This is a genomic window from Halarsenatibacter silvermanii, from assembly GCF_900103135.1.
Taxonomy (GTDB): Bacteria; Bacillota; Halanaerobiia; order Halanaerobiales; family Halarsenatibacteraceae; genus Halarsenatibacter; species Halarsenatibacter silvermanii.
The window spans coordinates 15,721-42,651 of record NZ_FNGO01000019.1 but is presented as its reverse complement, the minus strand read 5'-3'; the positions used below and the strand labels follow the sequence as shown (position 1 = coordinate 42,651).

The window sequence follows — 26,931 nt, the reverse complement described above, 5'->3', positions numbered from 1 at the left end:
AATATGTCATTAATCGATCAGGCTTACGGAACTTTGCTGGGAGTGGCAATTGGTGATGCTCTGGGAATGCCTTCTGAGTTGTGGCCCAGGCAGAAGGTAAAGAGACATTTTGGAGAAATTACCGATTTTATGCCCGGGCCGGATGGCCATTTTGTAGCTGAAGGGATGGAAGCGGGCGAGATTACCGATGATACAAATCAGGCCCTCAAAATAGCTGAGGCTGTAATTCAGTCCGAAGGTGAGATAGAAGCTCGTAAAATTGCCGATAATCTGCTGGAATGGGTGAAGGAAAATAATGCTTTAGAAAATAACCAGCTGGGGCCGAGTTCCCGCAGAGCACTTCAGAAAATTAAAGATGGTGAGCCGGTGGAAGAAACAGGTAAATTTGGCAATACCAATGGGGCAGCTATGCGGATCTCACCGATTGGTATCCTGAAATCAGAGAAAGATTTCGAGAGTTTAGTAGATGCCGTAGAGGAAGTATGTCTTCCCACTCATCATACCGATGTTGCTATAGCAGGAGCTTCGGGCGTGGCAGCTGCGATTTCTACAGCCATGACCTCAGATTCTTTAGATCGGGTTTTTAATAATGCGATCAAAGCCATGCGCATGGGTTATAGAAGAGGAAGAGGGGTATTTGATCCGTCCGTTATTGAACGAACTTATCTGGCTTTTCAGATAATCGAAGATAGTTCTTTGCAGGAAGAAGCTCTGGAAAAATTGTATAATGTTGTTGGTGCGGGAGTGTCAGTTCCTGAAAGTGTACCTACTTCTCTGGCGATAGTGAAATTGGCTCAGGGAGATCCAATTGAAGCTGCTTTTATTGCTGCCAACCTGGGCGGTGACTGCGATACAATTGGTGCTATTGCCGGCGGAATTGCTGGAGCATATACAGGGGCCAGAGAGATTCCCGATTATTATAAAAACAAAGTTGAAGAAGTCAATGATTTGAATTTAAAAGAAGTTGCCGGAGAGCTTTTGCAGCATCGGAAGTAGTTGAAAGATGGATTTTAAACTGGCTTTTCTCGGTTTGATAGGGCTGGCCTGGGGAAGTATTATATTATAAAAGGGTGAGGGAAACGATATGCCATTCATGCCGCTTTTAAATCAAATACTGGCCCTCTTTTTGATTCTTTTTTTCGGTTATTATCTGCGCAAAAAAGGGATCATAAAAGAGCGGGATAGAGAATTTTTATTTGATCTGCTTCTGGATTATATACTACCATTTATGATAATTTCAGCTATGATGGTTGATATAGAGGGGGAGATGCTGCAGAATGTTCTGCTGCTTTTGGCCGGCTGGGCGGGAGTATATTTTATCATCGTCCTGCTCGCCTCGCTGACGTCCAAAAGATTGTCGGGCTCTCCGCGGCACAGACAGACCATAAAGTTCCTGATGATTTTTTCTAATATCGGTTATATGGGACTTCCGGTTCTGGGGGCTATATTTCCCGAATACGGGGTTTTTTACGGTTCGATAGGACAGATTCCTTTTAACGCGGTTATCTGGACTTATGGAATATACATATTGCAGGAGAAAGGTGAAAGCATGAAGCCTGCCAGAATGTTACAGATATTCAAAAATAACGGAACACTGGCTCTGGGCGTCGGCTTTTTTATCCTGCTGACGGGAATAGAGGTGCCGGGAGCTCTGGCGGAAGCTATCAATTTGATCGGCGATGCAACTTTTCCCTTCTCCATGATAGTCATAGGTGCTTCACTTTACGGGATGGAACTGCGCAGACTGATTGTAAAACCTGAGCTGCTGGGCCTGAGCTTATTCAAACTTTTGGTTTTTCCCCTGGCAGCTCTGGCAGTTTTCCGGCTGGTTTCGCTGCCAGCAATACTGGCTTCAGTGATAACTTTGCAGATAGCGATGCCCGCAGCTGCCAACAGCGTTATTTTTGCTGCGCGCTTTTCGGGAGACCATCGGCTGGCCTCTGAAGGAGTCTTTATAACCACTCTATTGAGCCTCTTCACTATTCCTTTCATAACAGCAGTGGCAGTAATTGTTTTCTGAGCTGTTCTTGACAGCCGAGGGAAAATCTTCTAAAATAGATACTGATAAAAGAAAAAAATTCACAATTGAGGCGAGGTGGCCAAACCCGGTTAAGGCGGGGGACCGCAGGTCCCCGATTGCTGGTTCAAATCCAGCCCTCGCCTCCATTTATATTTTTTGATCTTCTCCATATCAGCTGGTTTAATATAGTTTTAGTCATATTCATGTTGCTTATCATCGCAGGCTATAATGCTCTGTTCACGATGAAATTTTTCCTGGGTTTAGGTTTAGTTTTCGGCCAAAAAATAGTGCTTCCTTCGCAAAAGCATTTCCCTGAGCTTTAAGTTCAGACCGGCAGATCCTGAGCCAGGGATACAATTTTTTTGGCCAGGGAGCTGACCCGAGCCTTGAAAAATTTCCAGTATCACCCCGCTTTATAGCTTACGATGCTTTTTGAAACCAACAATCAAGGTTATAAGCAACCTTGATTATACAGTAAATATAGAAATTTACCCAGCTGTTTCGGAGGAGGACCATATCTCTATATACATCGCAGGCAGGGGGATAAAAATGTCAGCAGAATTGATCCAGGTTCTGGGACAGAGGCCGGCCTGCACCGGCAGCGGTATGTACTTACAGTCAATCTACCGTCAGGCTCACCGCCGGGAATATGATCAGGCGGTTGTAGCTGCAGCACAAAAAGGAAGTGCAGAAGAGGACTGCGCAGACTTCAGGGAGGATTACTGGCCGGTGAAATTTCTTAACGGCCGTCTGGATTTTCCCATCTTCGGAATGAGCGATAATATGCCCTATCAATCCCGGAGATATTCTTCTCTGACGAAAAATGAAGAGAAAAAATTGTTGAAATCCTATCTTGAGCAGATTGAAAGGGCTGTAGGTGAATTTGAGGCCCCCACTATTCTTGCCCATCATCTCTGGCTTGTTACAGCTGAGGTTGCTAAAAAGTTTACCGGGTTGAAAGTCATAGGAATCTCTCACGGCACAGGATTAAGGCAGCTTCAAAAAAATCCCCGCTTCGCGGATAGAATAAAAAGAGGAACGGAAAGACTGGACAAAATATTTGCTCTCAATAAATATCAGAAGCGTCAGATTGTTGATATGCTTGAGGTTGATGAAAATAAAATAGCTGTCACAGGACTTGGCTATAATCAGGATAATTTTTATTTTCCCGGTCGGGAGGACATTTCCTCCCGGAAAGAAGACGATGAAATTGAAATCGTTTACGTGGGCAAGCTGAGCCGTTCTAAAGGCGTAATTTCGCTGCTGAGAGCCCTGGAGCGGGCTCTGACTTCTACCGAAAATAAAAACGTGAAGCTGACTTTGATCGGTTCCGGCCAGGGAAAAGAAAAAGAATTAATCTGTCAGCTTGCTGAATCGGCGGATTTTTCGGTTGAACTGACAGGACTTCTGCCCCAGCACGAGGTGGGAGAGAGGCTTCGCCAGGCCAGCATCTTTTGCCTGCCTTCCTTTTATGAAGGATTTGCTCTGGTTATCCTGGAGGCACTGGCCTGCGGTCTCAGGGTGGTAACCAGCGATATACCCGGAGTTTCGAATTATCTGCCGGAAGTAATTCAGGAAAAGTCAGTGCTTCAAAAAGTAAAACTGCCCCCCTTGAAAAATGTTGATATTCCATCCGAGAAAGGCATGAAAAATTTTGAAAAGAGGCTGGCCCGGGCACTACAGGCTCAAATTACAGAGTCAGAGGATTTTTCATTCCTCGCAGATAAGGAGTATAGAGAGGCTGTTAGATCGCTGGGCTGGGAGGGGGTTTTTCGGCGGCTGGAAGATTATTTTTGACCATTACTGCCGGTGATAATGATCGATCATCGGCGTATTCAATTGTCATTAAAATTTTATGAAATTTTTAATTTTTTTTGCAGGAGTTGCAGATCATGATATACAATTATAATAATGATCGATAGTTTTAATATAAAATTATACTAGTAATAAAAATATTATTTTTAAACTTATTTAATTATAATAACTTATACTGACAACAATTTCCCCTATCATTTCTATAAAAGCAGTAAAGGGAGTGGTGCTGAAAAATATAAAAATGCTTTAAACTGCGGATATTTTAATCGGCTGCATATAATAAAAATAGGGGGAATAAAGATGATTGAATCGCTCCTGGAGTTGAATGATGCGGTTAATGCAGTGGTTTGGGGACCGCCTTTTTTAATTTTGCTGGTTGGTACCGGCGTGTACCTGACAGTCAGATTGAACTTTTTTCAATTTACTCATTTTAAATTATCCTGGGATCAGAGTTTCGGAAGATATTTTAGCAAAGAAGCTGAAGATGAAGGCGGAGTTTTGAGCTCCTTTCAGGCGATAAGCTCGGCTATGGCGGCCACCCTGGGTGTGGGAAACATTGCGGGGGTCAGCACCGCTCTCTCGCTTGGAGGTCCGGGAGCTATTTTCTGGATGTGGATATGTGCTCTCTTCGGCATGGCCACCAAATTTGCCGAGGCCCAGCTGGGAATAAAATACCGTGAGAAAAAAGGTGAAGATGATTTTACCGGTGGAGTTATGTATTATATTCAAAACGGTATGGGTGGCAAATGGAAATGGCTGGCTGTTCTTTATGCTTTCTTTGCCGGCATAGCTGCTTTTGGTATCGGCAATATGGTTCAGTCGAACACGCTGGCACATGCTGCTGAAGACGGCTTTGCGGTTCCCACCTGGTTGACCGGCATTCTTGTGGTCTTTTTTGTGGCCCTTGTTATCCTTGGCGGAGTTAAAAGAATTGGTCGTGTTGCTGAACGACTGGTGCCGATCATGGCTATATTTTACTTTATCGGCGGCGGTTTGATCATAATTTTGCATATCGGTTCGGTGCCGGCTGTTTTTGCCGATATTTTCACCAAAGCTTTTACACCGGCTTCGGCCTTCGGTGGTTTTGCAGGAGCTACTGTCAGGATGGCGGTGCGCTTCGGTGTTGCCCGCGGAGTCTTTTCCAACGAAGCCGGCCTGGGAGCAGCTTCGATAATTCACGCTCAGGCCCGCAACAAACCTACCCGTCAGGGCATGTGGGGTATCTGGGAAGTATTTATAGATACGATAATTGTAGGAACCATTACAGCTCTGGTAGTTCTTTTGACCGGCGCTCTTGGTACCGGTGAAACGGGAGCGGTGCTGGCGGCTGAAGGTTTTTCCAGAGGCCTGCCAGGTCCGGGAGGTTATATCATAAACACCAGCATCATCATATTTGCCTACACCACCATGCTGACCTGGTCTTTTTACGGGGAGGAGAGCTGGCGGTATATATTCGGTAAGGGAGTAGTAGTACCCTATCGCTTTCTGTTTCTGGGCTTCCTTTTTCTAGGAGCGGTAGGTGCCTTAGAACCGATATGGCTGCTGGCTGACACGCTCAATGGTTTGATGGCAGCTCCCAACCTGATAGCTTTGATAGTGCTGGCCGGAGTTGTGGCCAAAGAGAAGGACAATTACATGGAAGAGCTTACTCGCCCGGCCGAAGAGTAATCCGTTAATCTCTTAAAATCTAAAATTGAAATTAAGCGTCTGATAAGCGGCCTCCTTTCATCAGGAATCACCAAAAGATGATTGAGGAGGCTGCTTTTTATCTGTTATTTCAGTGGATGGGTAAGGCGAATGAGGGTAGTCTGACTTACTTTTTATCAGGCGGGCTGAATTAAGAACCGCCAGCAGCGCCACTCCCACATCGGCAAAGACCGCCCCCCACATCGTGGCTAAACCAAAAGCTCCCAGCAGCAGAAATATTCCTTTGATGCCCAGAGCCATAATAATATTTTCCATCACTATCCGGCGGGTCGACCCGGCTACATTCAGAGCGGCTTGAAAATCTGATAGGCGGTCATTCATCAACACGACATCGGAAGCTTCCACCGCGGCATCGGACCCCAGACCGCCCATCGAGATGCCAATATCAGCCCGGGCCAGAACGGGTGCATCGTTGATTCCATCACCTATAAATGCCGTTTTTTTCTTGCTGTCGCGGATGATTTTTTCCAGCTTCTCGACTTTATCGTCAGGAAGCAGTTCGGCAAAATATTCTTCCAGCCCTGCTTTCTCTGCCAGTTCTGCAGCTGCTTCCCTGCTGTCTCCGGTGAGCATTACCACCCTGGTGCCGTTATCCAGAAGATTTGAGATAATATTCAGGCTGTCGGGCTTGAGACGATCGGAAATTTCTATCCTGCCGAGATAATTTCCGTCAGCTGCCACGTGAACCCGGGTTCGGCCGGAGTCAGAAGAGATATAATCGACATTTTTTTCCTCCATAAGTTTATCGTTTCCTACCAGTATTTCCTCTCCCTTTATGGTGGCAGTTACGCCCCGACCGGCCATTTCCCGATAATTATCTATATCGTCCTGCTTTATCGGCAGCTCGCCGGCGCTTTTGCGGAGAGCTTCAGCTATGGGATGGTTGGAGTTTAGTTCGGCTGCCGCGGCTGTTTTAAGAAGCTCAGAGCGCGATATATTGGCCGCCGGCAGGATCTGGTTGACTTCAAAAACTCCTCTTGTTATCGTGCCTGTCTTATCCATCACCACAGTCGAGACATCGTTTAAGGCTTCCAGATAGTTTGCACCTTTTATCAGCACCCCCTGCCGGGAGGCGGATCCGAGCCCTCCAAAAAATCCCAGGGGAATGGAGATTACCAGCGCACAGGGACAGGATATGACCAGAAAGATCAGCGCTCTGTAAATCCAGCTGCTGAAGGCTGCTCCTTCCAGTATTAGCGGGGGAATTGTTGCCAGCAGGGCTGCTGCCAGAACAACCGCAGGAGTATAATAATGGGCGAATTTGGTTATGAATCTTTCTGTTTTTGCTTTGCGGCCGGCAGCTTCTTCGACCAGCCGCAGAATTTTGTTTACCGTAGAATCGGAAAACTCCTCTTTCACTTTTAACGTCAGAGTTCCGCTTTTATTGATGGAGCCGCTGAGCACATCGTCACCGGGGCGTTTGGTTTCGGGCACCGATTCTCCGGTCAGAGCCGAGGTGTCCACTGCCGATTCCCCGTTTACGACCACCCCATCCAGCGGAATTCTTTCGCCGGGCTTTGCGATGATCTCATCGCCAATATTTACCTCTTCTGGAGAAACGGTCTTTATCCCTTTATCCATTTTTAAATGAGCTATTTCCGGTTTGATATCGAGAAGCGCTTTAATTGATTGGCGCGAGCGGTTGACAGCAGCGTCTTTAACTGTCTCACCGGTTTCATAAAATAGCATTACAGCCACACCTTCGGGATATTCACCAATGACGAAAGCTCCCAGAGTTGCTATCGTCATAAGAAAATTCTCATCGAAAAAATTGCCGCTGATTCCGTTTTTAACCGTTTTGATCAGGACTTTATAACCGGTGACTGCATAAGCTGACAGATAGAGAAAGAGAGTGACAGCAGTTCCAGCATTGAGCAGTAAAGCTGCTGCCAACAGAAGGACTCCGGCTGTCAATCTCAAAATTTTAAACTTAAGAAAGCTTAAACCCGTCAGTATTCTCCTGAAAGTATTCCTGTCCGCGGCAGATGATTTTCCAGGGCCGATATTACGGTCGTGGTTTGAATTTGAATCTTTAGGCACAACTCTGGCGTCGTTTTCTATCCTGTTCACGATATCTTTGATCTTTTTGCTGATCCTGTTCTGTTCCAGCTGTTCGGAGTTTTCTATTTTTAATTTGAGCTCTTTCGTGGCGAAATTCAGATCGGCCCGCTCGACCTCGGATAAATTATTCACTTCTTTTTCGATTTTCAATGAACAGTCAACACAGCTCAAACCGTCGATTTCAAATTTTTTTTGCAGCATGCAATACCCCCAAAAATTCAATGTTTGAACAGATATTCATATAAATGATAAAAATATATGCACGTTTATTCATATGTTGTCTTCAATTATAGGATAAATTCGTTTCTCTGTCAAAGTTTAAAAAGAACTGGCGATCTCGGAGAGAAAAAATTTACTCCCGCACATGATTCAATCCCTGACAGAAAAGCTGAAGTATGTGATCATCGCTCAGAGAATAATAGACCACTCTACCTTCTTTTCGATATTTAACCAGATCAAGATCGCGCAGTTTTTTCAGTTGATGGGAGATGGCCGACTGACTCATATCCAGAAGTTCACTGATATCACAGACACAGAGTTCTTCCCGGGCGAGAGCGTTTATTATTCTCAACCTGGTCGGATCTCCCAGCACCTTGAAAGTTGATGCCAGTTCCTTAACTTCACCCCTGGCCAGGTTATCATTCTCCAGTGACTCGATTTTATCCCAGTGAGGGCAGTAATGCTGGCAGGTTTCAAAGTCTTTTTCTTCCTGAACATCTATATTTTGCTGCTGTTCATCACCCATTTTTTTCATCTCCTGAAGAATTTCTGTATTGATTTTAATTATAACACCGGCTGGTGGTTTTGTCGAATTGAGGGGACTTTCTGTTTGAGTTAATCAAATGTGGGTGTGAAATTTCTATTCACCCGGGATTGGCTTTAACCTAAATTGGTGTTGAAAATACACTAACAGGGCAATATTAAAAACGTGATGTTGCGGACTGAATTAGCGGCTGAGAAAGTGTTTGAGCGTTCTGTGGGAATTATATCCGGAAAAAGCAAACTTTAATTATTACCTAAAGTGGTGGATCGAGTAATGACCTATATCGATTTCTGTAAACGTTTTTTTCAGCATGCTCTAAATGGATATGCCATCCACCGCATGATTTTTTCTCCAGAAGGCGAGCCTATCGATTACAAGTTTTTAGAGGTAAATGAAGCTTTTGAAAAGTTGACCGGACTCAAGCAAGAGGATGTAATCGGGAAAAATGTGAAAGATGCGCTCCCTTCGCGAGAGCTCGTCCTTGAGCTCACGCTCAGCCCGGCACATCCTGAGCCGGGGACACTATTTTTTGGCCAGGGACTTAACCTGAGTTTCGAAAAATTTCGAGTATCATTTTGCTTTATATCTTCCAGCCATTATTGTCATGACAGTGATCTTATGGGATATCTACCAGCTGAAGACAGGAAGATCCTGAATTAAAAGTTTGAGCAGAAAAAATTAATTTCAGAAAATTATTTTTACCTGTTTTGTGACAGGAATATTGTCTGTTCCTGCAGAACAATATAATGGATGAATACATGTATTGAAGTGGGCAGGTGAATTTTGAGCTGTCTTAATTTAATGTGTTTTAATTGGAGGAGGCGTAAAATTGGTCGATATCAGCAGCAAGGAGCGAGAGGATAAAAGCTCAGCAGAAACTTTAAGAGCTGTGATGATTGCCGGAACCGGCAGCGGGGTGGGAAAAACTTCAGTTTCCCTGGGATTGATGAGCGCTCTGAAGAAAAAAGGCCTGCGGGTACAGCCCTTCAAAGTAGGGCCTGATTATATAGATCCGGGTTTTCACGAATACGTCACCGATACCGGTTCTTATAATCTCGACAGCTGGCTCATTCCCTCCGGACAGTTGAGGCATCTATGGCAGCAGAAAAACGCCGAAGCCGAAATTTCGGTGGTCGAGGGAGTGATGGGGCTTTTCGATGGCGCAAGTCCCAGGACGGACCGAGGCAGCTCGGCGGAAATAGCAAAAATGTTAGACATCCCGGTGCTGCTGATTATAGATACAGGCGGCATGGCCAGGAGTGCAGCCGCCATGGCAAAGGGTTACAGCGAGTTCAGTTCTGAATTGAACCTGGCTGGTGTTATCGCCAACAGGGTGGGCAGTCAAAGTCATTTTGAACTCATAGCTGAGGCCTTAGAAAGCGAGACGGATCTCGAATGCGTCGGTTATCTGCCCAAAAATATCGATGTTGAACTTCCGGAGCGGCATCTGGGTCTGATTCCGGCCGGAGAACTAAAAGAGCTGGAGAGAGCTGCGACTGTTCTGGGTGACATGGTGGCAGAAAACTTATCGCTCGATTCTATCCTCAATCTCGCCGAAGAGGCTGATAATTTTACGAAGCCAGAAGAGGAGAAAAACAGCGGGCCGGCTGCCTCTCTGACCGCTAAAAATTCCGGAAACCTGCAGCTGCCGGGCCAGAATTTGAAAATAGGTGTGGCACGCGATGAGGCCTTCAGCTTTCACTATCGGGCCAATTTCGATCTTCTCCGGGAACTGGGCTGTGAGCTCGTTGAATTCAGTCCTCTGCAGGATGAAAAACTCCCCGCCGGACTTGACGGCCTCTATATGGCCGGCGGTTTTCCTGAGGTTTTTGCAGAAGAACTCAGCTGCAATCGCAAATTTCGTGAGAATTTGAAACAGCGGCTGGAACAGGGCCTGCCCTGTTTTGCTGAATGCGGTGGTTTTATGTATCTCATGGAGGAAATCTGCAGCCGCGGAGGAGATTGTTTTACCATGGTCGAATATTTCTCCGGAAGAACTGTGATGACCGACAGTCTGCAGAATTTTGGTTATGTAAATATCGATCTGTCCGACGGCTTAAAATTGCGCGGCCACGAATTCCACTATTCCCGCCTGGAAGAGAGCGGATCTTTGCCCTTTCAAGGCCGGGTGAAAAGACAGAGAAGCGGCGAGGCCCGCCCGGGAATGGCTGTAAAAGAAAATGTGCTGGCCGGCTATCCTCATCTGCATTTTTTCGGCAATCAAAAATTCGTGGCTCGCTGGTTAAACCTATGTGCGGGGGAGATAAATTCATGGCTGTAAACCTAGCTGATAATATTATGGTCCAGGGAACCGGCTCCTCGGTAGGCAAGAGTGTGCTGGTGGCCGGAATCTGTCGTCTGCTTAAAAGAGAGGGAATCAGCGCTGTTCCCTTCAAAGCTCAAAATATGGCTTTGAATTCTTTTGTAACAGCAGATGGCCGGGAGATGGGCAGAGCTCAGGTTTTTCAGGCGGAAGCTGCCGGGCTTGATCCCGATGTGAGAATGAATCCCGTGCTGTTAAAACCTTCTGGAGAGAAGGGATCGCAGATCATAGTGAGAGGGAAGCCTCAGGAAAATATGAAGGCTGGAGAATATTATGAGTATAAACCACAGCTGAAATCGGTCGTCAATGAAGCCTATCGAGAACTGGCTGCAAAACACGATGTGGTGGTTATAGAGGGAGCAGGAAGCCCGGCGGAAATAAATCTTCAGAAAAACGATATCGTCAACATGGGAATGGCTGAGATGGTGAATGCGCCTGTGCTGCTGGCTGGCGATATCGATAGAGGAGGAGTTTTTGCCTCGCTTTACGGTACCGTGGAGCTGCTTCCGGAAAAGCACCGCAAACTGGTCAAAGCTCTAATCATCAACAAATTTCGAGGCGACAAGAGCCTTCTGGAACCGGGTCTGAGGCAGCTGGAGGATATGCTTGACATTCCCTTCATGGGGGTGCTTCCCTATATCGAACTCGCTCTGGATGATGAGGACAGCCTCAGCGAAAGATTGAGCTCTTCTGTCGACGACAGCAGCGGTCTGCAGATCAAGGTGATTCTGCTGCCCCATATATCCAACTTCACCGATTTCAATCCCCTGGAGATGTATGATGGGGTCAGCGTTGAATACATCAAAAACCCCGAAGAGGTCGACTCTGCCGACGTGCTGATCATACCCGGCAGCAAAAATACTCTCGAAGACAGAATCTGGCTGCGCAACAGAGGGTTAGACCGGGCTATTAAACAGCATGCCAGCTCGGAGGGGATGCTGATCGGTATCTGCGGAGGGTTTCAGATGCTGGGCCGAAAGCTGGCCGATCCTGAGGGAGCTGAGAGCAATCTGCAGGAAATTCCCGGCCTCGATATGCTGCCGCTGGAGACCGAGATGAACCCGGACAAGCGCACCGTACAGTCATCGGGGAAATGGCTATATGAGGATGACGGTTTTTTTGCCGGTATGAAGGGGCTGGAACTTGAGGGTTATGAAATCCACATGGGGGAAACAGAACTTCTCTATGGTGATCATTTAAGGCCTCTGGTGCCGGGAGAAGAGTGCGATGATGAAGCTGCTGGCCTGGCCCGGGCCGATAGCAATATTATCTCTCTTCTCAACGAGGACGGCAGTATTCTCGGGACTTACTGGCACGGAATATTTGAGAATGGAGAATGGACAGGAAAGCTGCTGGAAAATTTGCGCAGGGAACTGGGGTATGAAGGAGTAGAGACGGAGGGAAAAAATTATCAGGAGTTGAAGGAACAGGAATACGATAAGCTGGCCGATATGCTGGGCGAAAATCTCGATCTCAACCTTCTGCGCGATATTATCGGCCTGTCGGAAAATATCTGGAGGTGATCAGATGTCGGATGATCTCAATCTACCGCCGCTCGACTCGTACAGCTATAAACCACTGAGAAAACAAATTTATGAAAATCTGCGGGAAAGCATACTGGATGGAATCTTGAAACCCGGGGAAAAAATAACCGAAATGGAGATTGCCAGCGAACTGGATGTGAGCAGAACCCCGGTCCGGGAAGCTATACAGATGCTGGAACTGGAAAATCTGGTAGCGGTAGTCCCCAAAAGGGGTATTTTTATCGCCGGAATAAAATCGAAAAAAGAGATCAATGACCTGTTTCAGGTGCGGGCGGAGCTCGAGGGGCTGGCTGCCTATCTGGCTGCCCGGGAGATGAACCAGGAGATTCTAAACAGGCTGGAGCAGCACATCGTTGATCTGGAAGACTGTCTTGATGAAAATGAGCTGGATGAATGCGTCGAAATTGAGATTTCCTTTCATCAGATTATTTACGATACTGCCGATAATATCTGGCTGAAAAAGATGCTCGACAATCTTTTTGAGCAGATAAATCGGTTCCGCTCGAGCAGCCTCGATCGAGAGGGCAGAATGAGGCAGACTCTGGAAGAGCTTCGGGAGCTGGTGGAAGCCCTCAGAGAGGAAGAACCGGAAAAAGCCCGGGCCCGGGCCCGGGAGCATATAGAACAGGCCAGAAAAAGCATCATAGAAGTTTTTGATGAAGTGTATGATGAAGAATGAGCTAAAACTAAATATGATCTAACCCTCAGCAGGGCTGATGCTTAATACATGTATACTAGTATCATAGTCAGCCCTGCTGTTTATTTTTGGCGAACTGTATAGTAGTATTAAACTAGCGAAGTTGAAAGAACAGATTTTGAACGGCCGGAACGAAAAGCAATTAGATTCTGTTATTAAACTTTAAAAAGGAGCTGTGATAATCATGAGCATGAGCAAAGAGATCATCCTGGAAGAAGCTGAAAAGCACAATGTCAAGTTTATCCATCTGCAGTTTGTCGACATTCTGGGTACTCTGAAAAATGTAGCTATAACAGTTGATCAGCTGCCCGATGCACTCGATGGTGAGATAATGTTCGATGGGTCCTCTATCGAGGGTTTCTCCCGGATCCAGGAATCGGATATGTATTTAAATCCTGATCTCGACACATTTACCATCTTCCCCTGGGAAAACGGCCACGGCAAGGTAGCCCGGTTGATGTGCGATATTTATACGCCTGAGGGAGAGCCATTTGCCGGCTGCCCGCGCAGCACTCTTAAAAACGTGATAGCCGAGGCAGAAGAGATGGGTTATTCCATGCACGCCGGACCGGAACCAGAATTTTTCCTTTTTAAACTCAGCGAGAATGGAGAACCCACCACCATAACTCACGATAAGGGAGGATATTTTGATCTTTCACCGGTGGATAAAGGCGAAAGTGCCCGTCAGGAGATTTCCATAGCTTTAGAGGAGATGGAATTCGAGGTAGAAACCTCCCATCACGAGGTGGCTTCCGGCCAGCATGAGATAGATTTCAAACATACTGATGTTCTGCGCACAGCTGATAATATAGCCACCTTTGAATTCGTCACCAAGAAGATAGCTCGGGATCATGGGCTGCATGCTACTTTCATGCCCAAGCCCATAGAAGGCATCAATGGCTCGGGTATGCACGTTCATCAGTCTCTCTTCGAGGACGGAGAGAACATATTTTATGATCCCGATGATGAGCTGGGGCTTAGCCAGGAAGCCTATTATTATATGGGCGGATTGCTGGAATATGCTCCTGAATTTGCCGCCATTACCAACCCCACAATCAATTCTTACAAGAGACTGGTGCCGGGTTATGAAGCTCCTGTTTATGTGGCCTGGTCTTCCCGCAACAGAAGCGCTCTGGTGAGGGTTCCTGCTGCCCGCGGTCAGGGTACCAGAGTGGAACTCAGAAACCCCGATCCTTCTTCCAATCCCTATCTGGCCATGGCGGTCATGCTCAAGGCTGGTTTAACCGGTATCAAGAACGAGATTGATCCCGGATCTGAAACCGTAGAGAATATTTATAACCTTTGCGATGAGGACCGTGAGGAGAAAGGAATCCCCAGTCTTCCCGGCAATATCAAGGAAGCTGTGGAAGAGCTCAAGCAGAGTGAATTGATGGAAGAGGCACTGGGCGATCATATCTACAACATGTTCATCCGGGCTAAGGAGCTGGAGTGGAACGATTACAAGAAGCAGGTTCATTCCTGGGAAATTGATACCTATCTCCGCAAATATTAAAACTTAAATCTCCGCCTGGTTATATATCTGCAGACTTAAGGGGTTTTATTCCGGAATGGGGCTTTTTTCCAGGCCCGGCCGGAATAAACCCCCAAATCTATCTTAGAAGCAAGCAGAACTGCAAAACACATAATATTATGAATAGCGAGGTTTGAAGACATGAATAGTACTGCAACCAGAAGATCTGATGGCTGTGCCATCAGCGGTGTTCTCGACCAAAAAAAGAATAGATTTTCCGCCAGCACAATAGTCAATTCTATCGCTTCGCTCAGGGAGAGATCTAACGGATTGGGCGGGGGATTTGCCGCTTATGGGATCTATCCCCAGCATGCAAACGAATTTGCCCTTCATATTTTTTATGAGGATAGAAAGAGCAGAAAAAGCACTGAGGAGCTGCTGGAAAGTAGCTTCATAATTTCCTCGCGGGAGGAGATTCCCACCCGACCTCCCAAAAATCTTTCCAAACCTCCACTGATCTGGCGCTATTTTGTCGAGCCCCCTACCGAAGGTCTCCGAGATCTCAAGATCAGCGGCAAAGAGTACGTAGCCCGGCAGGTTATGGAGGTCAACAGCAGCATAGAAGGAGCTTATATAGTATCCAGCGGCAAAAATATGGGTGTCTTTAAAGGGGTCGGTTTCCCCGAAGATATTGCAGAATTTTACCGGCTGGACGATTATGAGGGTTATCTCTGGACGGCTCACGGAAGATTTCCCACCAATACTCCCGGCTGGTGGGTGGGAGCACATCCTTTTTCACTTCTGGACTGGAGTATCGTGCACAATGGCGAGGTTTCATCCTATGATGCCAACAGGCGCTATATCAATACTTTTGGTTACAAGTGCACCATGAAGACGGATACCGAGGTCATCACCTATCTCTGCGATCTTTTGCTGCGGCGCCACGATATGGATCCCGAAGGGGCAGCGGCGGTTTTTTCCGCCCCTCTCTGGGAAAAAATCGCCAGAATGGACGAAGAGAACAGAGAATATTATAAAAAATTGAGGACGGTATATGGAAGCGGCCTGCTAAATGGCCCCTTTTCCATAATACTCGGTTCTCAAAACGGATTTATGATCCTTAATGATAGAATCAAGCTTCGGCCCATGGTTGTGGCCGAAAAGGGGGATAAAATTTTTGCCAGCAGCGAAGAATCGGGCATCAGAGAAGTCTGTCCGGATCCGGATGAGTTATATTTTCCTGCTGGTGGAGAACCGGTAGTAGGTCTTGTTGAAGGAGCTGATAGACTATGAAAAAAAATATGACCGGCGGTAATTTCCAGGTCATGAGGGATGATGATAAATGTGTGAACTGCCGCATCTGCGAAAAACAATGTTCATATGATGTTCACAGTTATGATGAAGATAAAGAGACCATGGAGGCCGAAAATGATGGCTGCGTAAACTGTCAGCGCTGCACCTCGTTCTGTCCGCAGGATGCCCTGCATATAGAGGAGAAAAATCAGACATTTCCCGATAATCAAAATTGGAGCGATGAAAAGATTCGCAGCATCTATCGACAGGCGGAGACGGGAGGTATATTGCTTTCCGGCATGGGTAATCCGGAGAGCGGTAAAATTTACTGGGATCATATGCTGCTCAATGCCAGTCAGGTGACCAACCCTTCCATAGATCCGCTGAGGGAACCGATGGAGGTAAAGACTTTTCTGGGCAGAAAACCCGACAGTTTTTCTGATAAGGATGAGGAAATTCCTCCGCAGCTGGAGATTGACACTCCGATACTTTTTGCGGGCATGTCCTTTGGGGCTTTGAGTCTCAATGCCTGCCGCTCAATCGCCCGAGCGGCTTCGGAGCTTAATACGATATATAATACCGGAGAGGGCGGTCTGCATGAAGATCTTTACAGATTTCAGGATAACACCATGGTTCAGGTGGCTTCGGGACGTTTTGGGGTACACCGCGATTATCTTCAGGCCGGGCGGGCGATCGAGATAAAAATAGGCCAGGGCGCCAAACCGGGAATAGGTGGACATCTGCCCGGAGAAAAGGTGAAAGAGGACATATCGCAGACGCGAATGATTCCGGAGGGAACCGATGCCCTCTCGCCGGCCCCTCATCATGATATTTATTCTATCGAAGATCTGCGTCAGCTCATATATTCTCTCAAAGAAGCCACCGATTACGAAAAACCGGTGGCGGTAAAAGTTTCGGCCGTCCACAATGTGGCCTCAATAGCTGTGGGTATAGCTACGGCCGGAGCTGATATCATAGCAATAGATGGATATCGCGGAGGCACCGGGGCTGCACCCACCCGCATCAGAAACAACGTGGGTATTCCGATCGAATTTGCCCTGGCTGCAGTCGACGATAGGCTGCGCGAGGAGAACCTCCGCAACAATGTCTCGCTGATAGCCGGCGGCAGCATCCGCAGCAGCGCCGATGTGGTCAAGGCTATTGCCTTAGGAGCTGATGCTGTTTACATTGGCACTGCGGCCATGATAGCTCTGGGATGTCATATGTGCAGGCAGTGCTTCACCGGCAGCTGTCCCTGGGGAATCGCCACTCAGGATCCTGATCTGGTCGGGAGGCTGGATCCGGAAGAGGGTGCTGAGCGCGTGAAAAATCTGATCACAGGCTGGACTCATGAGATAAAGGAAATGATGGGAGGAATGGGAATCAATGCTATAGAAAGCCTACGAGGTAATCGGTTGATGCTGAGAGGAGTAGATCTCACTCGGGAAGAGCTAGATATTTTGGGCATACATCACGCGGGGAGATAAATATTTTTGGATCTTCCTCTCTTCAGTTGATTAATAGGTGTGTCAAAAACCTCATTTAGTTGTACTGTAAGATATAAAGCTGCGTTCACAAAGCTGCGTTCACAATGAAATTTTCCCCGGTTTAAGTTTAGTTTTTGGCCAGTTTTGAAAGGAGTGAGCGGATATTGACAGCAAAAAGTTCTACGACCCAGCGCGGAGAGACAGCTGTGATAGATGCGGATGGAGTATATTATCAGGATTTGAATCGCAGAATCCGGGAGATTACGGCCGATGGAATCGAGAGAGTTATTTTGAAAAACGTCAATGGGCAGAGGTATATAGGAGATGGACTGAATCATGATGCCCACCTGAGAGTGGAAGGCACCCCCGGCAATGACATGGCTGCATTTGCCGAAAATATAGAGATCGAAGTCATCGGCAATGCTCAGGATGCGGCTGCCAATACTATGGGAGGTGGCCGAATAATCATTCACGGTGCGGCCGGTGATATACTCGGCTATTCCATGCGCGGAGGGGAAGTTTATGTAAGAGGAAGAGCGGGTTATAGAGCCGGTATTCATATGAAGGGTTTTGAGGAGAAACAGCCGAACATCGTCATCGGGGGAAAAGCAGGTGATTTTTTGGCTGAATATATGGCCGGCGGCCGCCTTGTGGTACTGGGCCTCGACTGCGAGGGAGAGATAGTCGGTGATCATGTGGGAGCAGGAATGCATGGCGGCAGGCTATTCATTAGAGGGGGAGTCCAGAAATATAAGCTGGGCCGCGAGGTAAAAATAACCGGAGTCGATGCGGAAGCCAGAGAAGAGTTGAGGGAGATCCTTTCAGATTATGCTCGTGTTTTTGATCTGAATCTCGATGAGATAATGAGCGAAGAGTTTTCATTAATCACTCCGGTCTCGCATCGACCCTATGGTGATCTCTACGTAGATTGACATCAAGATCATATAAATTTATTTAATTATTTAACTGGGGGATCATTTTAGGATCTGGAAAAAAGCTCGTCGGTCAGGGCGTTGAGAAAAAGTTCCACGTCGGTAACCATTCCGGTGGCCTGGGCGCTGCCTCGATCGGCGAGCTTGGTTACCGCGTCGGTGTTGATGTCGACACAGACAGATTGCACTCTGGCAGGCATCACGTTGCCGGTGGCGATGGAATGAAGCATGGTGGCGAGCATGAGCACAAAATCGGAATTTTGAGCTATTCTTCTCATCTCCTGCTGTGCTTCCATGGTATCGGTGATGGTATCAGGCAGAGGACCATCGTCCCTGATCGAACCCGCCAGTATATATTCGACGTCGTTCCGGACTGCCTCGTACATAACACCCTCATCGAGCACACCTTTTTCGACAGCTTCTTCGATAGATCCAGCAGCTCTTATTTTATTTATGGCTCGCATATGCATTCCCCGCTGACCTTCGCAGGAATCACCATCTTCAGAACGCTCTTTAACGCAGGAATCCAGGGCGGTTCCGAATATTGCTGATTCGATATCGTGGACGGCCAGGGCATTGCCCGTAAGCAAGCTGGTCACGTATCCTCCGCGGATCATCTCCGCCAGATACTTTTGAGCTCCGGTGTGAACTATGGCCGGACCGCCAACAACAGTTATATTTCCGTCCTGTTCCCGGATGCTTTTTAAAGCTTCCGCTATGCTGGCAATCTGCTCTCCTTTTGACCTTTCCGCGGAGACTTCGCTGCTCATAAAGTCGAAGTCATCTTCACTTTCTCTTTCTTTTTTTTTCACTTTTTCTTCCTGTGAAATTGTTTTGACTCCCCTGCTTCCCACAACTATTTCATCTCCTGTCTGAACCTCGGTAATAGCTACCAGCTCGGCTTCTCCATTTTCAATCTTTATGGCGCAGTCCATCTCCGCGAGTTCCGGCTTGAGCCATTTATTTTGATATCTAACCAGCGTTTCTTTATTGGTAGTTACATAAAAGCCCTCGGGCAGGACACCATTCGCCGGGGCTGACCGGGTTTGGACTTCCTCAATTTTTTGCTGTCCTTCATAATCCCGTTCTCCGATTTCCTCCGCTCTGTGATCATGATCTGCTAATTTTTGAGTTTGCATGTTTTTTTCCTCCCAAAAGCTATTTAATAATTTAGATTAGATAAACTAGAAAAACCCCGCTCCTGCTGATCAGCAGGAGCGGGGTTGTAATTTCCCGCGGTACCATCCTTGTTGACCTCTTTTGCGAGGTCCGCTTCAGTCACAGCCGCCCTTTGGACAGCCATAACCTATTTCTGTAACGGGAAATCCCGACGGAGCCTACTCTTTTCAGCCCGCGGCTCACAGATGGGTTCAACAAAATTTACGGTTCCCGGGCTTTCACCTGCCCCGGGTCGCTTGCAACCTCAATTTTGCCTACTGGCCTGATCAACGCCTTTAAAATATTTATTTTCAACCTCTGAATCAAATTATAATGCAAATCTGCGGCTTTGTCAAGAGTCAAACCTGAATATTTTTTTAGTTTATATTGAGCTGGCCGGACTTTGCCCAAAGTTCATGTATTTTACCGGGATATTAAATTATCAGGTTCTTCTCCGAGACAATTAGTTAAGATCTTGTTAACAGAGCTTTATATCTTCCAGTATAACTAAATAAGTTTTTGACACATTTATTAACCAGCTGACACTGAGAAGATCCAATTATTAAAATAGTAAAAAATTTGAAAGGATATTCCTCTCTTTCATAGAAGTTTAAACTATACGGGGGGGATTATCATGGAGAAGGAGTTTTCCGATAAGTTGGTCAGGGGAGTACTGGAGGAGATTGCCGGAGAAGGAGCAATTCTTGATGGGAGCGGAGATATTTTAATTGCCAGCAGCAGCGAATGGGAGGATTTTTTTCGGATAAGATCAAAAGATGGCGCCGGGGAAAAAGAAATTTTTAAAGAAGGTGATAGATTTTATCACCTAAAAAAAGATACAATCTCAGCTGGAGTTAACAGCGATTATACGCTCATGATGGCGGAGGATATAACCGAAAAGGAGAAATTATCGGCCAGGCTGGGTAGATTTCAGGAGTTTTTGGATGACGTTCTGGATCTAATGAGTGATCATGTTTTGATGATTGATACCGACTACACTATAAGATTTATGGATTCTGAGCTTGAAGAAAAGCTAAATATTAAAAATCCGGAAAAATGTCATGAGATATTTGGACGAAAAAACCCCTGTCAAAATTGTCCTCGCAAGGCTTTGAATCAGGGCAGAAGTCTTACCGGCAAAAATGCGGAACGCAGATCGGAAGAAAAAATTTTTATGGCCACATCACTGGTTAAAAAAACAGGGGAAAAAGAGCCTCTGCTGGTAGAGCTTCTCGAAGATTTGACCGAAAAAAGAATTCACCGGGCAGCTATAAAGTACAGTTCGTATCACGATCCCTTGACCGGTTTGTACAATCGCACATATATGGGCAAAGAGATTGAGAGGCTGGATACTAAAAGACAGCTGCCGATAAGTGTAATTATGGTAGATGTCAGGGACCTGCAGAGCATAAATAAAAAACGCGGCCATGATGTGGGAGATGAATTGCTGTTGAACACGGCAGATCTGCTGCGGGAAAGTATCCGCAGTGAAGATATTTTATCTCGCTGGTCGGGCGATGATTTTTTGATTTTGCTGCCGCAGACCAGCAGAAAGGAAGCGATAAAGGTTGGGAGCCGCATCGCGGAAAACACTAAAAATCTTTTTCCTGACGGCGACCTTTTAAATCTTGGGATGGGACTGGCGGTTAAAATGCATGTTGATCAGGATATTTATGGCATAATTTATCGTGCTGAAGATAATATGGATCAGAGAGATAACGAGAGCTTTTGATCACTTGTATTTCGTTTAAAGTTATGCTAGAATTAATACTGGATAATTTGCAGAGCTTTTCCTCGCGATCCTATTTGAATTGTCTTTCCTGCAGGGAAGAGGATTAAAGTGATAGATAAAGGTTTTCAGCGCAAATTTATGGATATAGCTCTTGATCAGGCAAAAAAAGCAGCTGCCAGAGGCGAAGTACCGGTAGGTGCTGTGGTAGTAAAAGAAAAAGAGATTATTGCCCAGGCTCACAATCTGTGCGAGACCAAACAGGACCCTGGTGCCCATGCAGAGATGCTTGCACTCAAAAAAGCCGCCCAAAGATTGGACAGCTGGCGCCTGGAAGATTGTTCTCTCTTCGTCACCCTTGAACCATGTCTTATGTGTGCCGGTGCTCTCCTGCAGGCAAGGATTTCCCTGCTGGTTTACGGAGCTAAAGACCCCAAAAATGGTGCTGTAGATTCTCTCTACAGTGTGCTTGGTGATGAGAGGCTAAATCATCAAGTAAAAGTTATATCTGGGAAAATGGCTGAAGAGAGCAGCAGGCTTCTCAAAAAATTTTTTCAGGATCTGAGGAATTAAATTAACAAATTTATATGCGGAAGGGTGGGTGAGTCTGGCTTAAACCGCTCGACTCGAAATCGAGTAGGCACTTCATCGTGCCTCGGGGGTTCAAATCCCTCCCCTTCCGCCAATAATAAAATTGACCATTGAAATTCAGTACGAAAAGCTTTATAATGTGACAGTGCAGCAGGAAAGAATATGTAGTAGTTAAGCAGTATATATAAGCTGATTAAAATTCTTAATAAATCGCGGAGAGGTGACCGAGTCTGGCTTATGGTGCATGATTGGAGATCATGTGTAGGCCTTGTTGCCTACCGAGGGTTCGAATCCCTCCCTCTCCGCCATTTTGTATTCTTATTTGAAAAACGGAGATATTGTAGCCCGGGATTTTTTACCCGGGCTTTTATAGATTTCATCCTATATTTTTCAGCTTAGCTTAACTTTCTAAATCTTTTATCCTATAATGGATAACAAAGAAAGAATAGAGGTGACTTCAATTTATGCAGGACTTTATTGATACAGGTATAATTGTTTCTTCGCCTGAAGGTGAAATGTTAATTTCAGTTCTCAAGGATATTTCCGAAAAATGGTGTGGCATTTTGCCGGCTGATGATCAAGAAGGATATTTTTCAATTTTCATGACCAGTCAGGATACCGTCTTCGTCATAAATTCGGAAGAAGTACTTGCTGATATCATCGAAAAAATTGAGCTGATTAGTGAGAAGGCTGTCAGCCTGGAGAAAGAATCTGATAAATTTGCCTCCATAGAAGAGGTCTCTGCCAGTCTGATCAGCAGACTCAAACCAATAAAACAGGAATTATCAGGTTAATTTCCCCTTGATTAATCATCATAAATAAGTTAAAATAAACATCGGACGATGAAGATATGTATTTTAGAAGAGTTGGTTTATTTAAATTTTGTTTCGTATTTGTGTTTATGCAAAAAAGTGTGGCCGCACTAGACGGGGTGGTAGCGGTGCCCTGTAACCTGCAAGCCGCTAAGCAGGGTCGAAGGCCGCTCTGAGGATTTCTCCCCTGGAGGCCTGGCCCCAATAAGTGGTAATGACAGCCGGGTCTCGCGCAATGGAGCTCTGTGAACCCCGTCAGGTCCGGGAGGAAGCAGCGGTAAGCAGATGTTTCCATGTGCCGCGAGGGAGCCTGGCTCGAGCTAACTGTTGGGGTAACGCTCCGGGGGAGGAATTCGAAGACGGTGTGCGGCCCTTTTTAATTTTTGTCATACTTTCGGGGGAACTTTATTGTCAAAGGAGAGATTTCACGCATGGGCTTTGTATCCCTTTACCGAAAATACAGACCGGTTAAATTCTCCGATCTTGTAGGACAAACCGGGGTTGTAAAAACTTTGAAAAATAGCATCAGGTATGACCGTATAGCTCATGCCTATCTTTTTGCTGGCCCCCGGGGTACCGGTAAAACTTCCATGGCCAAAGTTTATGCCCGCGCTTTAAACTGCAGGGATGACGAAGAAGTGGAGCCCTGTGGAGTGTGCGATAACTGCCGACGTATAGAATCTGGTCAATCAATGGATGTTATCGAAATTGATGCTGCTTCAAATCGGGGTATTGATGAGATCAGGGAACTCCGAGAACAGGTCAAATACCAGCCGGGCGAAGGAGGATACCGAGTATATATAATAGATGAGGTTCATATGCTGACCGATCAGGCATTTAATGCTCTTTTAAAAACCCTTGAAGAACCTCCGGATAACATAGTTTTTATTCTGGCCACTACAGAACCGCACAAAGTTATATCTACCGTTTTGTCCCGTTGCCAGCGATTTGATTTTTCACTTCTGACTGAACCCGAAATTGCTAAAAGATTGAAATACATCTGCAGTGAAGAAAATGTGGAGTATGAAACAGAAGCTTTAAACATGATCGCATACAGCTCCAACGGAGGGATGCGCGATGCCATAAGTATCCTCGATCAGGCGATTTCATTTTCGGTCGGTGCTTTAACTCCAGAAAAAATTGAAGATCTGCTCGGTAAAATAAATATTTCCGTTCTCTCCGAACTGGCAGCGAGCATATCACAGGGCAGTTCCTCTGACTCTCTCGATATTATTAAGGATTTACAGCAGCGTGGCAGGAGCGTGGACAGGATTGTCTCGGACCTGCTGGATTATATGAGAAAAATTGTTCTGGTTCTCAATGATGGTTATGAAATCGCCACCTCGGGCATTTCCGAAGCCAGAAAAACCCGCCTCAAGGAAGATAGTCAGCTTTTTTCTCGTTCGGAAGCCGGAAAGATAATGCAGGAACTTATTGAACTGGACAGCAGACTGCGTTACGCTGATAGACCTGATATTTTACTCGAATCATCTCTTATCAGATTGTGCGAAAATTCGGCCGGAATCCAGGAGACTTCTTCAGCTGCTGGAATTGAAAAGCTGCAGAGAAGGGTGGATAATCTGGAAAAAAGCCTGGAAAAACTAACCGCTGGTGAAAAGGGCGAGGATCAAAAAGTTCAAATCAGCAGCAGGAAAAAAGTAGAAAATAAAAAAAGTTATCCGGAAAGCAGCGAAACCAGCAAAAAGGAAACTGCCGAAAAGTCGATAGAACGAGAAAAGACAGAAAAAAAGGAAGCCCGGGAATCTCCTGATAGTTCGGCAAAAGAAAAGATTTCGGAGGTAGAGCCAGAAGGAGTAGATCTGCCCTGGCAAAAAATCCTTCATGAAATTCGCAGCCATGATATAAAAACGCATGCTAAATTAAAGGAGAGTCTACCTCCTCGTCTGGAAGATGGCAGGCTTATTCTGGAATTTCCGGAGGAAAAGGAATTTCACTGCAACCAGGCTCGCAAGGAAAAACAGTTTATCAGCCGGGTTGTCAATAAAAATTTTGATAAAGGTGTGGAAGTTATCATCAGACTGCAGGGGGAATCAGAATTTGACGGAGAAGATTTGGATTCATCATCTGCAAATCAAAGTCAGGAAGCTGAAGACAGCAATCAGGAACCAAATTTGCTGAAAGAACTTCAGCAGCGCCTGGGTGGAGAAATTATCACGGTTTCTTCGCAGGCAGTCAAAAAATGTCAGGGAGGTAATAATCATGGATATGAAGAAGATGATGCAAAAAGCTCAGCAGATGCAGAAGAAGATGCAGCAGAAGCAGGAGGAGCTTGAAAACGAAGAGGTTGAAGCCACAGCTGGAGGCGGAGCTGTCAAAGTTGTTATGAACGGAAATCAGGAGCTTGTTGATCTGCAGATCGATCCTGAAGTTGTAGATCCAGAAGAAGTTGAAATGCTGGAAGATCTTATCCTGGCTGCAACCAAACAGGCCATGGACAAGGTTCAGGATATGATAAATGATGAGATGGGAGATATAACCGGAGGCATGAATATTCCCGGGATGCCCTAAATGTATTCCTATCCAGGCTCTTTAAAAAAGCTGATAGCTCGGCTTGAGAGGCTGCCCGGCATCGGGGAAAAAACGGCCACCAGGCTGGCTTTTCACATACTTGAGGAAAGGCAGGAAAGGGTTAAAGAGCTGGCTGATTCTCTGCTGGAAGCGCGCAGAGAAATTCAGTATTGCTCAAAATGTCATAATATAACAGATGAGGATCCCTGCCGCATCTGCAGCAGCCCGGATCGTCACAGGGAGATGCTCTGTGTGGTCGAGAGCCCTCGCGACGTTGCAGCTATGGAAAAAACGGATGAATACAGAGGTTTATACCACGTGCTGCACGGTTTGATCTCGCCTCTGGATGATATTGGTCCAGAAGAACTGTATCTGGATAATTTTGTCGAAAGGATTCGCAATGAAGAAAAATTGGAAGAGGTAATAATTGCTACTGATCCCAGCACCGAAGGAGACGCCACAGCCATGTATATCGGACGTCAGCTTGAAGATGAAGATGTAAATGTCACCAGGCTGGCCCAGGGGCTGCCTGCCGGAGGAGATCTTGAATACGCTGATGAAGTGACGCTTTCTAGAGCCCTCTCAGGACGCAGCAAACTGGATAATAAATAGTAAACTCCGCCCGCTTATTGCTGATCGAGAGTTACGAATATCAGTCTGCGGGCGGATTCTGTATTTCTAATCGTCTTTCCATTTAAGCTCTGAATTTAAATTTCTTCAAGTTCATAATCTCTGCTGCCCATGCCCAGCTCTTCAGCGTATTCGATTAATCTCACTCCTCCATCGCTTTCCGGGTAAAGCAGCTCGAATTTATTTTTGCCGGCGGCCTCCCCCTGATATTCACCGAGCTCGGAGTTGGGGAGAACTTCAGCCTGATTGACCATATCAAGTGAGGCCTGTTCGACTGCTACCGGATCCTTTCCTGCTATGATACCCTGGTCAGGAATTATTGGCTGATCGCTCCAGGAAGGACAGTCGCAGTCAGGGGTTACATCGGTTATAAAATTGATGTGACCGGCCTTTTCATCGAGAACTTTGAGTACTCCGTAGGTGAACTCCACCATTCTTTCCTGGACACCGATGCTGCTCGCCTCCCATACTATCGAGATTGCGTCGTAATTGCAGGAAATCACGCATTCTCCACAGCCTATGCAGTCCTCTTCGATGATATAACTCTCATCTTTATTGATAATTATGCAGTCTTCCGGACAATATTTAACACACTCCCTGCATTTAACGCATTCTTCAGCATCTATTGAAGGCTCAACCGTCGAATGCATCATCTGTTTTCCGCTGCGGCTGCCCAATCCCATACCGATATTTTTGAAAGTTCCACCAAAAGCAGTGAGATCATGTCCTTTAAAATGGGCCAGACTAATTATGCTATCCGCCTGGCAGATCTCTTCGCCCAGTTTTACCCGGTCGAAGGTTTCCAGATTGACTTCGACTTCCCGGGATGACCTTCCGGTCAGGCCGTCCGCTATTATAATTGGAGCTTTTACTGTGGCCGGAGTAAAACCGTGAGAGTAGGCAGTGTTGAGGTGATCTATGCTGTTAAATCTCTGCCTTTCATAGAGAGTATTGGCATCGGTTAAAAAAGGTTCTCCACCCGCTTCTCTTATAGCTTCCACCAGTCTGCGAGTAAAAACCGGTCTGATATGGGCGGTGTTACCGGCTTCTCCAAAATGCTGTTTGATGGCGGTAAAGTCATTTTCCTCGATTATCTCATCAAAACCAGCTTTTTGAAATAGTTGATAAAGTTTTTCGACGAGACTTTCGCTGCCGCTCTCGGCGCGTGTATCAGCGAAGTAAACTTTGGATTTCATATTTGACCTCCTATAATTTTTAATTCTGTGTCAGTTATTGATATTAAGTAGGTTCACGTAACAAATATATATTATTTCGAAAGTTTTTGCAAGGAGGGCGTATTCCGGCTAATTATTTACAGAAGTCTAAAACTCCTAATCTATCAACTGATAACAAGAAGAACCATTATTAA

General features: G+C 46.1%; 22 protein-coding genes, 3 tRNA genes, 1 other RNA gene and 1 other annotated feature. Of the genes, 22 read left to right on the top strand and 4 right to left on the bottom strand.

What is annotated here, in order from left to right; genetic code table 11:
* Window positions 1–3 precede the first annotated feature (3 nt).
* The 5 genes from BLT15_RS09900 to BLT15_RS09875 all read left to right on the top strand — a co-directional run bounded on the left by BLT15_RS09900 (window position 4) and on the right by BLT15_RS09875 (window position 5,503).
* The gene (locus BLT15_RS09900; protein WP_089761207.1) at window positions 4–996 is read left to right on the top strand and encodes an ADP-ribosylglycohydrolase family protein; all 993 of its coding nucleotides are present in this window, start codon (window positions 4–6) and stop codon (window positions 994–996) included.
* 88 nt (window positions 997–1,084) lie between these two features.
* The gene (locus tag BLT15_RS09895; protein ID WP_089761205.1) at window positions 1,085–2,020 is read left to right on the top strand and encodes an AEC family transporter; all 936 of its coding nucleotides are present in this window, start codon (window positions 1,085–1,087) and stop codon (window positions 2,018–2,020) included.
* A 69-nt stretch (window positions 2,021–2,089) separates the two neighbouring features.
* Window positions 2,090–2,166 (top strand) — tRNA-Cys (locus BLT15_RS09890).
* A 403-nt stretch (window positions 2,167–2,569) separates the two neighbouring features.
* The gene (locus BLT15_RS09880; protein WP_089761200.1) at window positions 2,570–3,817 is read left to right on the top strand and encodes a glycosyltransferase family 4 protein; all 1,248 of its coding nucleotides are present in this window, start codon (window positions 2,570–2,572) and stop codon (window positions 3,815–3,817) included.
* A 318-nt stretch (window positions 3,818–4,135) separates the two neighbouring features.
* Window positions 4,136–5,503: an alanine/glycine:cation symporter family protein gene (locus BLT15_RS09875; protein WP_089761198.1), complete on the top strand. Its 1,368-nt coding sequence runs from the start codon at window positions 4,136–4,138 to the stop codon at window positions 5,501–5,503.
* Between the two features lie 60 nt (window positions 5,504–5,563).
* Here the strand turns inward: BLT15_RS09875 and BLT15_RS09870 are convergent, their stop codons facing one another.
* Together BLT15_RS09870 and BLT15_RS09865 are read right to left on the bottom strand one after the other, a co-directional pair.
* Window positions 5,564–7,804 (bottom strand): heavy metal translocating P-type ATPase, encoded by a 2,241-nt coding sequence (locus BLT15_RS09870; RefSeq protein WP_089761195.1) that lies wholly within the window; start codon window positions 7,802–7,804, stop codon window positions 5,564–5,566.
* A gap of 151 nt (window positions 7,805–7,955) precedes the next feature.
* Window positions 7,956–8,348 carry an ArsR/SmtB family transcription factor gene (locus BLT15_RS09865; protein WP_089761192.1) on the bottom strand — a complete coding sequence of 131 codons (393 nt, stop codon included), beginning with the start codon at window positions 8,346–8,348 and terminating at the stop codon, window positions 7,956–7,958.
* A 279-nt stretch (window positions 8,349–8,627) separates the two neighbouring features.
* On the opposite strand from BLT15_RS09865, the gene BLT15_RS09860 reads away from it, so the two are divergent.
* From BLT15_RS09860 to BLT15_RS09825, 8 genes are all read left to right on the top strand, one after another.
* The gene (locus BLT15_RS09860; RefSeq protein ID WP_159429896.1) at window positions 8,628–9,026 is read left to right on the top strand and encodes a PAS domain S-box protein; all 399 of its coding nucleotides are present in this window, start codon (window positions 8,628–8,630) and stop codon (window positions 9,024–9,026) included.
* A 169-nt stretch (window positions 9,027–9,195) separates the two neighbouring features.
* On the top strand, window positions 9,196–10,647 hold the full coding sequence (locus BLT15_RS09855) for a cobyrinic acid a,c-diamide synthase CobB (protein ID WP_089761186.1): 1,452 nt from the start codon (window positions 9,196–9,198) through the stop codon (window positions 10,645–10,647).
* Window positions 10,638–12,212, top strand: a complete 1,575-nt coding sequence (locus BLT15_RS09850; RefSeq protein ID WP_200769743.1) for a cobyric acid synthase — start codon at window positions 10,638–10,640, stop codon at window positions 12,210–12,212. The genes BLT15_RS09855 and BLT15_RS09850 overlap by 10 nt, the downstream gene beginning before the upstream one ends.
* A gap of 4 nt (window positions 12,213–12,216) precedes the next feature.
* Window positions 12,217–12,912, top strand: coding sequence for a GntR family transcriptional regulator (locus BLT15_RS09845; RefSeq protein ID WP_089761184.1), 696 nt, complete (start codon window positions 12,217–12,219; stop codon window positions 12,910–12,912).
* Window positions 12,913–13,114: 202 nt separating this feature from the next.
* Entirely contained in the window at window positions 13,115–14,443 is a 1,329-nt protein-coding gene (gene glnA, locus BLT15_RS09840; protein ID WP_089761182.1) for a type I glutamate--ammonia ligase, read from the top strand.
* A 159-nt stretch (window positions 14,444–14,602) separates the two neighbouring features.
* Entirely contained in the window at window positions 14,603–15,694 is a 1,092-nt protein-coding gene (locus BLT15_RS09835) for a class II glutamine amidotransferase (protein WP_089761180.1), read from the top strand.
* Window positions 15,691–17,181 (top strand): glutamate synthase-related protein, encoded by a 1,491-nt coding sequence (locus BLT15_RS09830; RefSeq protein WP_089761177.1) that lies wholly within the window; start codon window positions 15,691–15,693, stop codon window positions 17,179–17,181. The genes BLT15_RS09835 and BLT15_RS09830 overlap by 4 nt, the downstream gene beginning before the upstream one ends.
* 164 nt (window positions 17,182–17,345) lie before the next feature.
* Window positions 17,346–18,113: a GltB/FmdC/FwdC-like GXGXG domain-containing protein gene (locus tag BLT15_RS09825; protein WP_200769742.1), complete on the top strand. Its 768-nt coding sequence runs from the start codon at window positions 17,346–17,348 to the stop codon at window positions 18,111–18,113.
* A 47-nt stretch (window positions 18,114–18,160) separates the two neighbouring features.
* Here BLT15_RS09825 and BLT15_RS09820 read toward each other — a convergent pair whose 3' ends face one another.
* Window positions 18,161–19,252, bottom strand: coding sequence for an ornithine cyclodeaminase, nickel-pincer nucleotide-dependent (locus BLT15_RS09820; protein WP_089761174.1), 1,092 nt, complete (start codon window positions 19,250–19,252; stop codon window positions 18,161–18,163).
* 71 nt (window positions 19,253–19,323) lie between these two features.
* Window positions 19,324–19,571: a binding site (T-box leader), on the bottom strand.
* Window positions 19,572–19,905: 334 nt separating this feature from the next.
* Here BLT15_RS09820 and BLT15_RS09815 point away from each other — a divergent pair.
* The 9 genes from BLT15_RS09815 (at window position 19,906) to recR (ending at window position 25,544) form a co-directional block, all read left to right on the top strand.
* Window positions 19,906–21,003, top strand: a complete 1,098-nt coding sequence (locus BLT15_RS09815) for a GGDEF domain-containing protein (RefSeq protein WP_089761171.1) — start codon at window positions 19,906–19,908, stop codon at window positions 21,001–21,003.
* A gap of 138 nt (window positions 21,004–21,141) precedes the next feature.
* Complete coding sequence (tadA, locus tag BLT15_RS09810; protein ID WP_200769744.1) at window positions 21,142–21,573, top strand: tRNA adenosine(34) deaminase TadA; 432 nt, start codon at window positions 21,142–21,144, stop codon at window positions 21,571–21,573.
* Between the two features lie 18 nt (window positions 21,574–21,591).
* Window positions 21,592–21,685: transfer RNA gene (locus BLT15_RS09805), tRNA-Ser, on the top strand.
* Window positions 21,686–21,805: 120 nt separating this feature from the next.
* A tRNA-Ser gene (locus BLT15_RS09800) sits at window positions 21,806–21,899 on the top strand.
* A gap of 156 nt (window positions 21,900–22,055) precedes the next feature.
* Window positions 22,056–22,385, top strand: a complete 330-nt coding sequence (locus tag BLT15_RS09795) for a hypothetical protein (protein WP_089761169.1) — start codon at window positions 22,056–22,058, stop codon at window positions 22,383–22,385.
* A gap of 123 nt (window positions 22,386–22,508) precedes the next feature.
* Window positions 22,509–22,773, top strand: an RNA gene (gene ffs, locus BLT15_RS09790) — signal recognition particle sRNA large type.
* Window positions 22,774–22,834: 61 nt separating this feature from the next.
* The gene (dnaX, locus tag BLT15_RS09785; RefSeq protein ID WP_089761167.1) at window positions 22,835–24,697 is read left to right on the top strand and encodes a DNA polymerase III subunit gamma/tau; all 1,863 of its coding nucleotides are present in this window, start codon (window positions 22,835–22,837) and stop codon (window positions 24,695–24,697) included.
* Window positions 24,624–24,932, top strand: coding sequence for a YbaB/EbfC family nucleoid-associated protein (locus tag BLT15_RS09780; protein ID WP_089761165.1), 309 nt, complete (start codon window positions 24,624–24,626; stop codon window positions 24,930–24,932). Before dnaX ends, BLT15_RS09780 begins: the two co-directional genes overlap by 74 nt.
* Window positions 24,933–25,544 carry a recombination mediator RecR gene (gene recR / locus BLT15_RS09775; RefSeq protein WP_089761162.1) on the top strand — a complete coding sequence of 204 codons (612 nt, stop codon included), beginning with the start codon at window positions 24,933–24,935 and terminating at the stop codon, window positions 25,542–25,544.
* Between the two features lie 95 nt (window positions 25,545–25,639).
* Here the strand turns inward: recR and BLT15_RS09770 are convergent, their stop codons facing one another.
* Entirely contained in the window at window positions 25,640–26,758 is a 1,119-nt protein-coding gene (locus tag BLT15_RS09770; protein ID WP_089761159.1) for a DUF362 domain-containing protein, read from the bottom strand.
* Window positions 26,759–26,931: the final 173 nt, after the last annotated feature.